Annotated in this window: 13 protein-coding genes; 6 read left to right on the forward strand and 7 right to left on the reverse strand. The window is 52.4% G+C overall.

The window, feature by feature from the left end; translation table 11 throughout:
• The first annotated feature begins 38 nt into the window (after nt 1-38).
• The 6 genes from porG to I2I05_RS03155 all read left to right on the forward strand — a co-directional run bounded on the left by porG (nt 39) and on the right by I2I05_RS03155 (nt 6,743).
• On the forward strand, nt 39-794 hold the full coding sequence (gene porG / locus I2I05_RS03130; RefSeq protein ID WP_196280728.1) for a type IX secretion system protein PorG: 756 nt from the start codon (nt 39-41) through the stop codon (nt 792-794).
• 133 nt (nt 795-927) lie between these two features.
• Complete coding sequence (locus tag I2I05_RS03135) at nt 928-1,674, forward strand: isoprenyl transferase (RefSeq protein WP_196280729.1); 747 nt, start codon at nt 928-930, stop codon at nt 1,672-1,674.
• Between the two features lie 18 nt (nt 1,675-1,692).
• Nucleotides 1,693-4,206 carry an outer membrane protein assembly factor BamA gene (bamA, locus tag I2I05_RS03140; protein ID WP_317192308.1) on the forward strand — a complete coding sequence of 838 codons (2,514 nt, stop codon included), beginning with the start codon at nt 1,693-1,695 and terminating at the stop codon, nt 4,204-4,206.
• Nucleotides 4,207-4,244: 38 nt separating this feature from the next.
• Complete coding sequence (locus I2I05_RS03145) at nt 4,245-4,928, forward strand: OmpH family outer membrane protein (RefSeq protein ID WP_196280731.1); 684 nt, start codon at nt 4,245-4,247, stop codon at nt 4,926-4,928.
• A gap of 40 nt (nt 4,929-4,968) precedes the next feature.
• Nucleotides 4,969-5,610, forward strand: a complete 642-nt coding sequence (locus I2I05_RS03150; RefSeq protein WP_196280732.1) for an OmpH family outer membrane protein — start codon at nt 4,969-4,971, stop codon at nt 5,608-5,610.
• Between the two features lie 77 nt (nt 5,611-5,687).
• Nucleotides 5,688-6,743 carry an RluA family pseudouridine synthase gene (locus I2I05_RS03155; RefSeq protein WP_196280877.1) on the forward strand — a complete coding sequence of 352 codons (1,056 nt, stop codon included), beginning with the start codon at nt 5,688-5,690 and terminating at the stop codon, nt 6,741-6,743.
• Between the two features lie 67 nt (nt 6,744-6,810).
• Here I2I05_RS03155 and I2I05_RS03160 read toward each other — a convergent pair whose 3' ends face one another.
• The 7 genes from I2I05_RS03160 to I2I05_RS03190 all read right to left on the reverse strand — a co-directional run bounded on the left by I2I05_RS03160 (nt 6,811) and on the right by I2I05_RS03190 (nt 13,158).
• Nucleotides 6,811-8,442 (reverse strand): tetratricopeptide repeat protein, encoded by a 1,632-nt coding sequence (locus I2I05_RS03160; RefSeq protein ID WP_196280733.1) that lies wholly within the window; start codon nt 8,440-8,442, stop codon nt 6,811-6,813.
• Nucleotides 8,443-8,497: 55 nt separating this feature from the next.
• Nucleotides 8,498-9,466, reverse strand: coding sequence for a PstS family phosphate ABC transporter substrate-binding protein (locus I2I05_RS03165; protein WP_196280734.1), 969 nt, complete (start codon nt 9,464-9,466; stop codon nt 8,498-8,500).
• Between the two features lie 13 nt (nt 9,467-9,479).
• A complete protein-coding gene (locus I2I05_RS03170; protein WP_196280735.1) occupies nt 9,480-9,752 on the reverse strand; it encodes a hypothetical protein in 273 nt (90 codons plus the stop codon).
• 379 nt (nt 9,753-10,131) lie between these two features.
• Complete coding sequence (locus tag I2I05_RS03175) at nt 10,132-10,959, reverse strand: energy transducer TonB (RefSeq protein WP_230688100.1); 828 nt, start codon at nt 10,957-10,959, stop codon at nt 10,132-10,134.
• On the reverse strand, nt 10,956-11,492 hold the full coding sequence (locus I2I05_RS03180) for an ExbD/TolR family protein (protein ID WP_196280736.1): 537 nt from the start codon (nt 11,490-11,492) through the stop codon (nt 10,956-10,958). The genes I2I05_RS03175 and I2I05_RS03180 overlap by 4 nt, the downstream gene beginning before the upstream one ends.
• A 54-nt stretch (nt 11,493-11,546) precedes the next feature.
• Nucleotides 11,547-12,179, reverse strand: a complete 633-nt coding sequence (locus I2I05_RS03185; protein WP_196280737.1) for an ExbD/TolR family protein — start codon at nt 12,177-12,179, stop codon at nt 11,547-11,549.
• A gap of 85 nt (nt 12,180-12,264) precedes the next feature.
• Nucleotides 12,265-13,158, reverse strand: coding sequence for a MotA/TolQ/ExbB proton channel family protein (locus I2I05_RS03190; protein WP_230688101.1), 894 nt, complete (start codon nt 13,156-13,158; stop codon nt 12,265-12,267).
• Between the last annotated feature and the right edge of the window lie 263 nt (nt 13,159-13,421).

The raw sequence follows: 13,421 nt of genomic DNA on the forward strand, positions 1-13,421 counted from the left end.
AACTTGCTGGCTGATTACATACCCTACAGTCAGTTTGGATGACAAATTCTGGTTTTTACAGCGCACTCCTCGTTTGCCTTACGCAAGCGGGGAGTGCGTTTTTTTGCTCTAGCGCTAGTGCACAAACCACCAGCGAAATTGGAATCGGCCTTGGGGCTACTAATTACAGGGGAGAAATTGCCCCCAAGTACCAGTTCAATAACAACCGGCCCGCTGTCACGGCGTTCTATCGGAAGGACATATCGGTGCCCATCACGCTACGCGGAGGAATCACAGCCGGCTTTCTGCGGGCCGCTGACGACAATGTAGTCGGGGTAGACGGTGAAGTGCCGCCTTTGCAGGGCTACCGCCAGGCAAACACCAAAGGCGGCTTGCTTGAAGCATCTGCCGTGATGGAGTATAACTTTCTGGATTACCATTTTCGGACAAACAAGGTCCACTTCACGCCATATCTTTTTGTGGGTGTAGCAGCATTTTACGCCAATACCACCACCACTACCAACAACGCGGCCCTCGAAGCTCGATTTAACCGACGAGGCTCAATGTTGGGTTTTGCTATTCCGGCGGGGGTAGGAATTAAATATGCCTTATCGAAGCATATTAATTTGGGTTTAGAAGCGGGCGTTCGCAAGGCTTTCACTGACGAACTGGACCATTTGGCCACCCAAGACCCGCTCTTGGTGAACCCGCATACCCAGGATTGGTATTATTATAGTGGCGTGAGCTTATCGTATACGTTCTATAAAATCCTTTGTCCGGACCAATACAAAGACAATAAAGAGCTGTTAAAGTAGTCTTTAGCGCTTTGGTAAAATAACTGGACAACTAAGAAGCCAAGTACTGGCTTTGGGAAGGCAAAGGGAAGTATGCGGCCGCTAAATGCAACCATTTCCGTAACTTGCGTCCTCTTTTAGCGAAACCGCAAAGATGACCGGCAAGGCCGAAATTGATACTCAAAATATTCCCAGCCACGTGGCCGTCATCATGGATGGCAATGGGCGCTGGGCCAAGCAGCGGGGGGGCTTACGTGTGTTCGGGCACCAAAGCGCCATAACGGCCGTGCGCGAGACCGTGGAGGAAGCGGCTGAGCTCGGCGTGCGGTACCTGACGCTGTACGCGTTTTCCACAGAGAACTGGAACAGGCCGGCGCTCGAGGTAATGGCCCTGATGCAGTTGCTGGTTCATACCATTCGCCAGGAAACGGCCACCTTGCTCAAAAACAGCATTCGGTTGGAAGCAATTGGTGACATCAGCACGCTACCGGCCAATTGTCGGCGGGAACTGGCAGAGGCCATGGAGCTAACCAAAGCGGGCAACCGCATGACCTTGGTGCTGGCACTGAGTTATAGCGGGCGCTGGGATTTGACCCAAGCCGCCAAACGAATGGCCGCCGACGTTGCCAGCGGTCAGCTCCAGCCTACGAACGTGACCGAAGCAACCGTAGCGAGCTACTTGGTGACGGCTGGCATGCCCGACCCAGAACTGCTCATTCGGACTAGTGGTGAGCAACGCATCAGCAACTTTTTGCTGTGGCAACTGGCCTATACAGAATTATACATCACCGATTTGCTGTGGCCGGATTTTCGGAAGCAGCACTTTCAGGAGGCCATTCGGGCCTACCAAACCCGGGAACGGCGATTTGGCAAAACCAGTGAGCAACTCGCTGTATCTTAAATTTTTGCAATGATTATTGTGCGTGATTTTTTTGTGAGATGTGTGCTGGTACTGGCGGTACTAGGTGGCTTATTGGCTCACCCGGTGCTGGCTCAACAGGCTGGGAGCGGAGCCGATGAACCCAAGCGGTACGAGTTGGGAGGAATTACCGTGAGTGGCGCCCGCTACCTTGACCCGAATACGCTCATTGGCTTGACGGGCCTGCGGGTAGGGGATGCCATCAGTATTCCGGGCGAGGAGATTGGGAAATCCATCCGGAAGCTTTGGGCCCAAGGCATTCTGGGTGATGTGAGCGTGACCATTGGCCGCATTGAGGGCAACAAGATTTTCCTGGATTACAACCTGAAGGAACGGCCCCGCTTGTCGAAGTTCACGTTCACGGGGATTAAGAAGGGCCAAACGGAGGACCTCACCAAGAAAATAACCCTGATTCGGGGCAAAGTGGTAACCGATGCTTTGCTGAACAACACGCGGACGCAGGTGCGCAAGTTCTTCGTCAACAAAGGTTACCTCGACGCCAAGGTGAACATTATGCAGGTTGCGGATTCGTCGCTGTCCAACAGTGTGGCGTTGCGCATCGATGTGGATAAAGGTTCGAAAGTGCGCATTCATGACATTGCGTTTGAGGGCAACCAGGCATTTTCGGACCGCAAGCTGAAGGGCAAATTTAAAAAGACCAAGGAGCGCAAGCCCTATAAACTGCTGACTGCGGGCAAGTTCCAGCGCAGCGAATACGAAGAAGACAAGAAGAAACTGCTGGAGTTTTACAACGCCGAAGGCTATCGCGATGCCACCATCGTATCCGATACTTTAACGCGTGACAGTGAAGGACTTGCGTTGCGCATAAAGGTAGACGAAGGCCCTAAGTACTATTTCCGCAATATCACGTGGAACGGCAACTACCTCTACGACGATAAGACGTTGGCTAATGTGCTGGGCATCAAGCCCGGTAGCCCGTATAGCAAGGAAATTCTTGATAAGCGCCTGAATTATAATCCTACCGGCCAGGATATTTCCTCGCTTTATTTGAATGATGGTTACCTGTTTTTCACGATTGATGCCGTAGAAACCAAGATTGAAGGCGACTCGATTGACATCGAAATGCGCCTTAGCGAAGGCGTGCAGGCCCACATCAAAGACATCAACATTGCGGGCAATACCAAGACCAGCGACCATGTATTGCGGCGGACGCTGCGTACGCTGCCGGGCGATAAATTCAACCGGGAGTTGCTGATTCGTTCGCAGCGGGAAATTGCAACGCTGGGCTATTTCGACCCGGAGAAAATCGGCATCAACCCCGTTCCAAACCCGGTTGATGGCACGGTTGATATCAATTACACGGTTGAGGAAAAGCCTTCTGACCAGGTAACCCTTTCGGGCGGCTGGGGTGGTTTTGCTGGCTTTATCGGCACGGTTGGGCTTGTATTCAATAACTTCTCGCTCCGCAAGGCGGGTACGCTGCGCAACTGGACGCCCGTGCCCTCAGGCGACGGCCAGCGCTTGGCACTGAACGTTCAAGCGAATGGCGTGCAGTACCAAGCCTATTCCCTGTCATTTACAGAGCCGTGGTTGGGCGGCCGGCGTCCTAATTCCTTCTCCTTCAGCCTCAATCACAGCATTCAGCGGGCGGGCCAGGCATTGGATGCTTCGACCAGCAGCTTTATCAAAGTGAGCAGTGCCACGATTGGTCTGGGCCGTCAGTTGCGGGTTCCGGATGACTACTTCACGTTGAGTAACTCGCTGTCGTATAGCCAATATCAGACCCAGAACTATGCCCTCATTCCCGATGCGGCAACGGGTACATTTAACAATATTTCCTTCAACACAACCCTCGCTCGCAACAGCATTGACAACCCGACTTACACTCGTCGGGGCTCTTCGCTGAGTTTGAGCGTGAACTTAACGCCTCCTTATTCGCTGCTGAATCCGAACCACCCCGATACCAACAAGTGGATAGAATTTCACAAGTGGATGTTTGACGCCTCGTGGTTCACGCCCATCGTGGGCAAACTGGTATTGAACACGCGAGCACACTTTGGCTACCTGGGGAATTACAGCTCCGACCGCTCAATTGGGGCTTTTGAGCGATTCAAGATGGGTGGCGCGGGATTGGGCTTCAACGGCGCAGGTAATTTTCTGGCGGGAACGGACTTTGTGGGCTTACGTGGTTACGACGACCCGAACAGCTCTTTTGCCATTCCGACCGCCCAGAGTGGTCAGTCTGGAGGAATTGCCTTCAACAAGTATGTATTGGAAATGCGCTACCCGGTTAGCCTCAACCCCGCGGCCACGGTTTATGTGCTGGCATTTGCGGAAGCCGGCAATGCGTACGACTCCTACAAAAACTACAACCCCTACAAGCTGTATCGTTCGGCCGGGGTAGGAGCTCGAATTTTCATGTCGGCATTTGGTTTGCTAGGGTTTGACTACGGGCACGGGTTCGATTCGGTGGTGCCGCCCGTGGGCACGCCGGCCAATACCCGCCAAGACCCCAATCACTTCCACTTTATTATCGGCCAGCAAATTCGCTAGTCGGGCACTAGCGGGCGCGATTTCACGTTTCCTCAGGTATGAAGAACATCCGTGGCCTGCTGGCCTTATTGTTGCTAACGGTAGCGTATGGGGCTCAGGCCCAGAAATTTGGTTGGGTTGATACGGAATTTATCATGGCCAAAATGCCTGAGTATGCCAAAGCTCAGCTCGAATTGAATACGTATTCGGATACTTGGCAGAAGGAAATCGAGGCCCAGAAAAAGGACCTTGACAAGCTCTACCGTAATTATGCTGCCGAGGAAGTGGTGCTGACCGAGCCCATGAAAAAGAAGCGGCAGGATGAAATACTAAAGAAAGAGCAAGACATTAAAACGTATCAGAACAAGCAGTTCGGCTACGAAGGACAGATATTCAAGAAGCGGCAGGAACTCAACAAGCCGGTGCAGGACAAGGTGTTTGAGGCCGTAGAAAAAGTTGCTAAAAAGAAGCAATTGGCCGTGCTCTTCGACAAATCGGGCGATTTGACCATGCTCTACACCAATCCGGCACATGATTACACCGAATTTGTGTTAGAGGAATTGGGCTTGGGTGCCGAAGACCGCAACCAGCCCGGCCCTCGGGGCACGGTGAAAACAGTAGCCCCGCCCAAAACACCAGCCGATGCGAACTTTGAAACGGATTCGGGAGCTGCAGAACCAGCCTCAACCACCAAGCCCACCCGGCCTGCCAAGAAGACAACGACCAAGAAGAGCTCGAAGTAATTACCTTTGTTCCAATATTTTTCTGACCTTTTTTCCTTTGATGAATCTCGTGAAAATCTTTCGTCTGACGCTCGCCGCCGCTCTGTTGACCGCCGGAACCCTGGCCGCCACTTCCGCGCAGGCCCAGGCCCCCCTGAAAATTGGCTACACCGACGTACAGTACGTGTTGGCCCAGATGCCTGAAAGCAAGCAAATCGAATCTGACCTGAAAGCCTACAACAGCCAGCTGGAAGGCCAACTGCGCAGCAAGTCGGGTGAGTTGGAGGCAAAGTACAAAGCTTACCAGCAGGGCGAAGCCACCATGACCGACATCGTGAAGGCCGACAAGCAGAAGGAAATGCAGAACATGCAGCAATCCATCCAGGAGTTTCAGCGTAGTGCTGAGCAGTCGTTGCAGCAAAAACAGCAGACCCTGCTGAAGCCAGCCTTGGACAAATTGCAGAAAAACATCGACGTAGTAGCCGAAGAAAACGGCTTTACTTACGTGTTCAATTCCGATGGCGGCGGCAGCCCCCTGCTGTTGCATGCTCCCAAAGAGGGCGACATCTCGGACTTGGTGCTGAAGAAAATGGGCATTACGCCCGGCGCCGCGGCTCCAATCAAATCGGGCCCCGCTGCTCCCGCTGCCGCTGCTCCAGCCGCTCCGGTAAATAGCAAGACCAAAACCAAAACCAAGAAATAAGCGGAAACCTGCCGCCCAGAAGCGGAAAAGCCGGAGCATTTGCTCCGGCTTTTTTCATGCACAAATGAGCTAGAATGATGACGAACGAGTTGGAGGCTGAAGAATTTGAAGAGGATGACCTGGATGCTGGTGAGGGCGACGAGCTTTACGAGCACCATCGCATCGTGGTAGACCGCGGCCAGGAACTGTTGCGCATTGACAAGTTTTTATTAGGCCGGCTGCGCAACACCTCGCGCAATAAAGTGCAAGAAGCTATTCGAGCGGCGGCCGTGGAAGTAAACGGGGTGACTGTGAAGCCCAATTACCGGGTAAAGCCACAGGATACCATCACCATAACGCTGCCTGAGCCCCCGCGCGAAGACCGGGTCGTGCCCGAAGAAATGAGTTTGGATATTCGCTACGAAGACTCTGAGCTACTCATCGTAAACAAGCCTGCTGGCCTCGTGGTACACCCGGCGTACGGCCATTGGCAGGGCACGCTGGTCAACGGCTTGGCTCATCACTTGGCCAACCTACCCACCGGACGCAATGGAGAAATCCGCCCTGGCCTAGTACATCGGATTGATAAGGACACTTCGGGATTGCTGGTTATTGGCAAAACAGAGTTTGCCATGACACACCTGTCGCTGCAATTTTTCCATCATACCATTCAGCGTAGCTATCTGGCGTTGGTGTGGGGAACTCCACCCGGCCCTACGGGTACCATTCGGGGCCATATCGGCCGCAGCCTGCGCGACCGCAAAGTCCAGGCCGTGTATCCCGCTGGGGAGCAAGGCAAGCCCGCTGTGACACATTATGAGGTACTGGAAAGCTTTGGCCCCGTAACCTTGGTTCGTTGCGTGCTCGAAACCGGCCGCACCCACCAGATTAGAGCGCACATGCAGTACCTGGGTCACCCGCTTTTCTCCGATGCCACTTATGGGGGCGACCGCATTCGAGTAGGGCAGAATACGGGGGCCTACAAGGCTTTTGTAGAAAGTGCCTTTCAACTAATGCCACGTCAGGCCTTACATGCTCGTTCGCTCGGCTTTGTGCACCCTACTTCGGCTGCGCAAGTATTTTTTGAAGCAGAATTGCCGGATGACTTTGCTGCCGTGCTGGAAAAATGGCGAGCTTGGGCTAATGTTTCGTAAGAGCGTTAATAATGAAAAAGCCCCGGCGCACATACGCCGGGGCTTTTTTTCTGTGCCTAAAGAAAGTTTATTTCTTCTTGGGAGCCGTCGATTTAGACGTTGCTGCCTTGGGCTTTGCTTTCAGAATATTGATGTTATTCGCGGCCCCTTTGTTGCTGGGGTCGAGAGCAAGCACTTGCTCAAAATTGCTGAGGGCAGCAGTCTTGTCGCCTTTCTGGAAATTATAAACCCCCAGATAGCCATAAGCTTCTACCAACCCTTCGCGAAACTTGGTTGCATCAGCACCTTCAGCTTTCGAAAGCTCAATGTACTTTTCGTAGTGCGACTTGGCCAAGCCTTGCTTTGCCTCAGGGTCGAGGTTGGCATTGACCTTGGCACGAGCTAAATGGGCTGGGCCATACGTAGGACGCGCCGTGGTGATGATGCCGTATACACTGTCAGCTTGCGCATACTGTTTGCTGTTGCTGAAAGCCACTGCCAAACGGAACTGGTCGGTGAGGTCGCCCTTGCCGGCAGCCAGTTTTTTCTTATAAACCGAAATAGCCGATTTGTAGTCTTTCTTGGCCATGTAAGCGGTAGCCAAGTCGTTCTGAAGCTCCGCCGTTTTCTCGGGGTCAGTGGAAGTGGCAATTGCTTTGTTCAGGATGGCAATACCCTCATCGGCTCGGCCCGCCCGGGCCAAGATGCGGCCTTGGTAAGAATAGTCTTCCGGAATCAGCTTGTCGGCTGGTACGGTTTTCATATACGTTTCCATGGCCGTAGCAGCACCCGCAAAGTCACCGGTTTCATACAGCAAATAGGGCCGCAGACGATTCATCGTCAGGTTCGTGGGGTCAGCTTGTAGCACCTTGTTCACTTCAGCGAGTGCTTCTGGGTACTTCTTGGTCAGGTACAAGAACGACGCATACTGCGCGTCCGTCGCTGGCGATTTCTCGGCCAATCCAATGTACTTCTGGAACGTGCTCAGTGCGAGGTCATACTGGCCAGCGTAGTAATACATATCGGCCAGTTCACGGTATGCCGGCGCGTAGCTGGGGTCAAGCTCAATGGCTTTGCTCAAGCTCTCACGGGCAGCATTGAAATTGCGCGAACGCACATTCAAAACCCCTTTTTTGTAATAAGCTTGCGCATAGCTAGGGTTAGCCGTAATGGCGCGGTCGAAGCTGGTCATGGCTTCTCCACCTCCTTGGTCAGAGTGCAGGAAAATATCGCCACGAGCTACCATCAGCGCCGGGTCGTCCTTTTTGTTTACTGCTTGTGCAGCGGCCAAATAGGTCTGGGCTTTGCTAGCGTCTTTTACGTCAGTTTCGCCATAAGCCTGAGCAATCATGGTCAGCACCTTGGCGTCTTTGTTCTTGGTTGCCTTCGCTGCTGCTTCGAACTGAGATTCAGCAGGAGCTACCTCGCCTTTAACCAATAAGGCACGGCCAGCGGCTACTTTGCCAAAAGGAGTGGTACCAGAAGCACGATTGAAGTAGAAAGCAGCCGAGTCAGGCATGTTGCGCATCTGGTACAGACGGCCGAGCTCGAAAGCAGATTCGGGAGTAGAGCCGGGGCGCAGAATGGCACGGGCTTCGTTGTAACGACCCAATTCAATGGCTCGTTGGGCTGATTGCACGTTTTGGGCGGTGGCCGCCGTAGTGCCGGCTACCATTGCGATAGCAACGAGCAGCGGCTGATTCCAGGGCTTGAAACTCATAGGAAGAGAAAAAGGATTAAAAAGCGGATTGAAAATGAGTACGCGCGAAGTACGCTTACAGTTTAGGGGTGGTCACGATACGAGCCTGCATCTGTGCCGGCATTAAGCCTGATTTTTGAAATATCAACTGCCCGTTCTTACCAGCAACGAAAGATGCAAACCCCGTGCCCAACCCTGCGCGCGCCTCGCGGCTGATGATGTAAAGGTTGCGACGAAGTGGGTAATTCTGCAAATCAGGGTATTCAGCGAGCTGTGCCGGCGATTTTTCCGCGAGGTATACTTGGTAAGGCTGAATGAAATCGCTGGGTTTTGGATTGGGTCGCGCTGTAATACTGGCTACACGCACCTTATTCAGGAATTTCATGGCAGCCGGGTCGTCTTGGTCAGAAATCCAGTTTACCCCCACTATTCCAATAGCATTGGGATGGGTAGCAACATAATCGAGCAGCGCAGGGTTCGATGTTGCTGCAAACACCCGGGTAGTCAGGGGCGCGCCGCCGGTCACCGAGTCACGCACGAAGCGAGCAGTACTGCTACGGTTCGCATCAAAAACCACATTGATATCGGAAAGGCCCTTTTTTCCACTTACCTGACTCCAGGTTTTGGTCTTGCCCGTGAAAATATCACCCAATTGGGCCATGGTCAGCAGTGTATCAGGGTTGGAACGATTCAGCACAATGGCGAGACCATCAATGCCAATGTGAGTCGACCGCGTTACAATATTCTGCTTGACAAAATCAGCTTTCTCTTCCGCATTTAGCTCCCGCGATACCACCGCAAGCTTCACCTTGCCGTTGATGAGGTCTAGCATCACTTTCTCTTCTGGCTGAAAACTGGTCTGAACGTGAGCGTTCGGATAAAGCTTCGAGAAAGTGTCTATCTGCGCCTGTAAAATAGGCGCGAAGGTTTCGTCTACACTTACTGCTACGGTGCCGCTCGTTGGGGTATCCTGAGCGCCTGGCGTGCCGGGCCCATTGCAGGAAATAACGGCGATGACTCCAGCCAGCAGGGCAGCAGTGGTCATAAAGTAGGGGCGCTTATTCATGGTCTTCCGAAGGATTTTTTTTGCGAAAATGAACGATGTAAGCCCGGATAAACCGAATCAGCCCGTACAGGATAAAAACCGAGCCGAGTACCCGGCGGGCCGTTCGCCCTAGTTGAACCACACTCTCACCCGTCGGCTGGTCGGCCGACCACCACAGCCAAGCACCCAGGCCCATGTAGATGAGAGACATGGCCAGCACAAAGTAACGCACCAACCGCTGGGGCGATTTGCCGAGCCGTTCCTCAGTTGTGGGAATGTTGAGCATAAAGAGAAGAATGCAAGAATGAAGATGTTATAAAACCAAAAAAAATCACCTAAAGGTTCGGGTGCGTCAGGGCCTGTGGCTTAATGGAGCCACAAAAAAGCCGAATATTAGCCGTTTTTCATAGCTACGGCTAATCTTTGTGCTACTGGTATGTCATTGTATAAGTCATGACATTGCCTATCTATTTGAGATATTCTTTCTTGCTGCATGCCATGTCACTTGGCTGCCATAGAACGAATGAGAAATACTTAATTGTGCTCAGTCTTTAAATAGATAAAGCTGAAATGGGATATTAATGCTAATGAAAAACCCCGGACCAAGCCGTGAGGCTCAATCCGGGGTTTTTTTCTTCGCTCAAGCTTGCGCCGAACGGTAGGTATTATTGAATCTTAAAGGTAATTGGAACAGTAAAGGATACGCTTACAGCGCGGCCGTTCTGCTTACCAGGAATAAATTTAGGCAAGGTTTTCACTGCCCGAATTGTCTCCTCGTCCAAGCCGGAGCCCAGACCCTTCACCACTTTCACATCGGAAACGTCGCCCTGGGCATTCACCGTGAAGCTTACGAAAATGCGGCCTTCCACTTGGTTGCGAAGGGCCAGCGAAGGGTATTTGGTGGCTCGCTGAATGGCTGCTACGATAGCAGCGTTGCCACCACCGCCAGGCAGGGAAGGCATCTGTTCAACGTAAGTGTAGACTTTGTTTTCTACTACCTCTTCAACCACTTTGTCACCTTCACCCGAAAGCTCACTCAGGTCAGGTGCATCCGTGTTACCCTGAACAGTAACGGTGGCAACAGTCTTTTCCTTGAGTTCTTCTTGGTCGGGTACCTCCTCCTTTTTCACCTCTTCATCTTTTTTCACTACCGGAGGCGTGAACTTGATGGTGGTGAGTTTGGGGGGCGGGGGTGGTGGCGCCTCGGGGGGAGGAGGGGGGGGCGGCGGCTTGGTCTCGTCCAAGGGGGGCGCCTCCATCAGCACGTTTTCCTGCAGATTTTTCGGAGCCTCTTTCGGAGCCCGGGCTTTCAGGTACTGCGAAATGAGCGGGAAAGCAATCAATAGCAGGAACACCGCCGTAGCAATAATCAGAGCTCGCGTGACATGCCGCTGATACAAGCGGCGCAGCACGTACGCTCCGTATGCCTTGTTGCGGCCTTCAAAAACGATGTCGTTTAAGCTGGCCTTGGCAATTTGCGTGTTATCCATCATAACGCTGAGTCTTTAATAAGGTCCACATCCTCTTTCGGAACCTTCACCAGCGCGTACTTCTTCTGGTTCGTGATGTTCATCTCGTCCAGAATATCCACCATGTTTTTATACTTGGCGTCTTCAGTAGGCTTGATAAGAATGATAGGCTCCGGCTGCTGGCGCTGGCGAGTCATAATGACTTGACGGATGCCGTTGGCCGAATAATCGGTCACCTTCAACTCCGGCTTCGGTACCGTTGGGTCGTTCGGCGTATTCATGCCGAAGTAGTAGTATGCCTTGTTATCCTTGCCAAGAAGGATAGTCATGGCCTGCGAATTCTTGATTTTGGTATCCTCTACGTCGTCGGTCTTTTTCACCGGCATCGTGAGCTGCATCACGTTCGGCTTAGCGAAGGTGGTGGTCAGCATGAAAAAAGTAAGCAACAAAAAGGCCAAGTCCACCATCGGTGTCATGTCGATTTTGGTCGACATTTTTTTGGCCCGCTTCTTCCCACCTTTCCCACCGGAATCGGCTTTTCCTTGAATTTCTGCCATGGGATTTAATGAAGTGAATGGACTGGAGAATGAGTTCGCACGGTCCGCTCGGGTTTATCGAGCAGCGGCTACGGGCTTATTCTCCAGGTCCGTAATGAGGTTGAAACGGTTGATGTCGCGTTCCTGCAGAAGCTTGATTACCTGCTGCACCGTCGGTACGTCGGCATTGCCGTCGCCTTTGATGGCAATGTAGGTAGGTTTCTTAAAGAGGGCCTGATTGGCTCGGCGGGCTTCCAGCACCCAGTCAATCAACTGATTGTTCAGCGAATCGATGGGAACACCGGGCTGCTGAGCGTTCAACTGCTTACGTTCTTCCTTTTCAACGTTGAGATAAGAACCCAACTGGTTAATGGGAAGACCAAAATTGGGCAAATTGCTGAATTCCTTCGCCTGAGCTGCGGTGAAGTTTACACCATATTTGGCGCCAACTTTCTGCAGCATTTGTACTTTGGTTTTCGAGTCATCAACGCCAAAAAACACTCGCTTTTTAGAGTCAATAGTCAGCGTAATTACATTGCTCTCGGGCAATTTAATCTCCGAGATAGACGATGGCGTGTCCACTACCACCGTCTCTTCCGGAGCAAATTTGGTGGTGAGCATGAAGAACGTCACCAGCAAGAAGGCCAGGTCCACCATCGGCGTCATATCAAGCGACGGCGAGGTACGGTGCGGTTTTACTTTAGGCATTGCGAGGTGGGATTAAAAGGGGGCAATTCGTTCTGTTCACCTGAACGAATCGCCCCGCATTTTAGTGCATCAGTGAAAGACGGAATTAAACCGTCCGAACCGGCTGACCCGTGTTCGCATTGTTGCCATGCTGACCAGCAAAGGTCTGGATGATGCTGAAACCAGCTTCGTCGATGCTGTACGTCAGTTCGTCAATTTTGCTGGTGAAGTAGTTGTAGGCTACGATGGCCAGGGCCGAAGTACCGATACCGAGAGCCGTGTTAATCAGAGCTTCCGAAATACCGTTTGCCAGGGCTACTGCGTCGGGGCTACCGGCCTGCGCCAGAGCGGCGAAGGCGTTAATCATACCGAATACGGTGCCGAGCAGACCCGTAAGGGTAGCAATAGAAGCCAAGGTCGAAATGATAACCAGGTTCTTCTCCAGCATTGGCAATTCGAGCGCAGTGCTTTCTTCGATTTCTTTCTGGATGGCAAGGATGCGCTGGTCCGTGGCCATGCCGGTTTCACGCGACATTTCGTTGTATTTCATCAGGCCGGCTTTCACTACGTTGGCTACCGAACCTTTCTGCTGGTCGCAAGCAACGAGGGCACCGTTGATGTCGTTGGCATTCAGTTTCTGACGAACCGTGCGTACGAAAGACTCAATGCTCTTGCTGCCTTTGGCTTTGCCAATGGTGAGCATCCGCTCGATGGAGAAGGTGATTACGCAGAGCAGCATGGTCATCAGGACGGGCACTACGAAGCCCCCCTTGTAAACTATACCGAGGTAGTCGCCGGGCAGGGGGTTGTTTTTGTTGTCGCCGCCTTGGAAGTGGCTGCCGTCACCTAAGACAAATTTGTAAACGAGTACGCTGACGATAAACGCCAGGATAATAACCAGGACGGAGAACAGCGAGGCACCACCGCTGCTTTGGGCTTCGGCTTTGGCGGCCGGTGCGGCGGGCCGTGGGCTCGTATTCATGGCATTTTTCTGTTCCATTGTTCTGGAGTGTTTGGGTTTGTTGTGTGAAGTAGTTGAATTGAGTGGGTAAAGAAAATGCTAAAACTTGGTTAGAAACCAGGCTGCGACAAAAATACAATCGATAATCCCACTTTGAAAGGACTAAAATAGCACTTACCGAAGACCAATCTGCTCACCAGGCTGCCTTAGCTGGGCAAACCTAACCAAAAAGCACGGCCTGTCCAAAGAAAACTTGGCCGATGCCAGCAGAAAAGGTCCAAGCAAACGCTGGAAACACGACA

It is taken from the genome of Hymenobacter jeongseonensis, from assembly GCF_015694725.1.
Lineage (GTDB): Bacteria > Bacteroidota > Bacteroidia > Cytophagales > Hymenobacteraceae > Hymenobacter > Hymenobacter jeongseonensis.

Coding starts and splice junctions, on each gene's coding strand:
- porG (WP_196280728.1), top strand. CDS start 39: ATGACAAATTCTGGTTTTTACAGCGCACTCCTCGTTTGCCTTACGCAA.
- I2I05_RS03135 (WP_196280729.1), top strand. CDS start 928: ATGACCGGCAAGGCCGAAATTGATACTCAAAATATTCCCAGCCACGTG.
- I2I05_RS03145 (WP_196280731.1), top strand. CDS start 4,245: ATGAAGAACATCCGTGGCCTGCTGGCCTTATTGTTGCTAACGGTAGCG.
- I2I05_RS03150 (WP_196280732.1), top strand. CDS start 4,969: ATGAATCTCGTGAAAATCTTTCGTCTGACGCTCGCCGCCGCTCTGTTG.
- I2I05_RS03155 (WP_196280877.1), top strand. CDS start 5,688: ATGACGAACGAGTTGGAGGCTGAAGAATTTGAAGAGGATGACCTGGAT.
- I2I05_RS03160 (WP_196280733.1), bottom strand. CDS start 8,442: ATGAGTTTCAAGCCCTGGAATCAGCCGCTGCTCGTTGCTATCGCAATG.
- I2I05_RS03165 (WP_196280734.1), bottom strand. CDS start 9,466: ATGACCACTGCTGCCCTGCTGGCTGGAGTCATCGCCGTTATTTCCTGC.
- I2I05_RS03170 (WP_196280735.1), bottom strand. CDS start 9,752: ATGCTCAACATTCCCACAACTGAGGAACGGCTCGGCAAATCGCCCCAG.
- I2I05_RS03175 (WP_230688100.1), bottom strand. CDS start 10,959: ATGATGGATAACACGCAAATTGCCAAGGCCAGCTTAAACGACATCGTT.
- I2I05_RS03180 (WP_196280736.1), bottom strand. CDS start 11,492: ATGGCAGAAATTCAAGGAAAAGCCGATTCCGGTGGGAAAGGTGGGAAG.
- I2I05_RS03185 (WP_196280737.1), bottom strand. CDS start 12,179: ATGCCTAAAGTAAAACCGCACCGTACCTCGCCGTCGCTTGATATGACG.
- I2I05_RS03190 (WP_230688101.1), bottom strand. CDS start 13,158: ATGGAACAGAAAAATGCCATGAATACGAGCCCACGGCCCGCCGCACCG.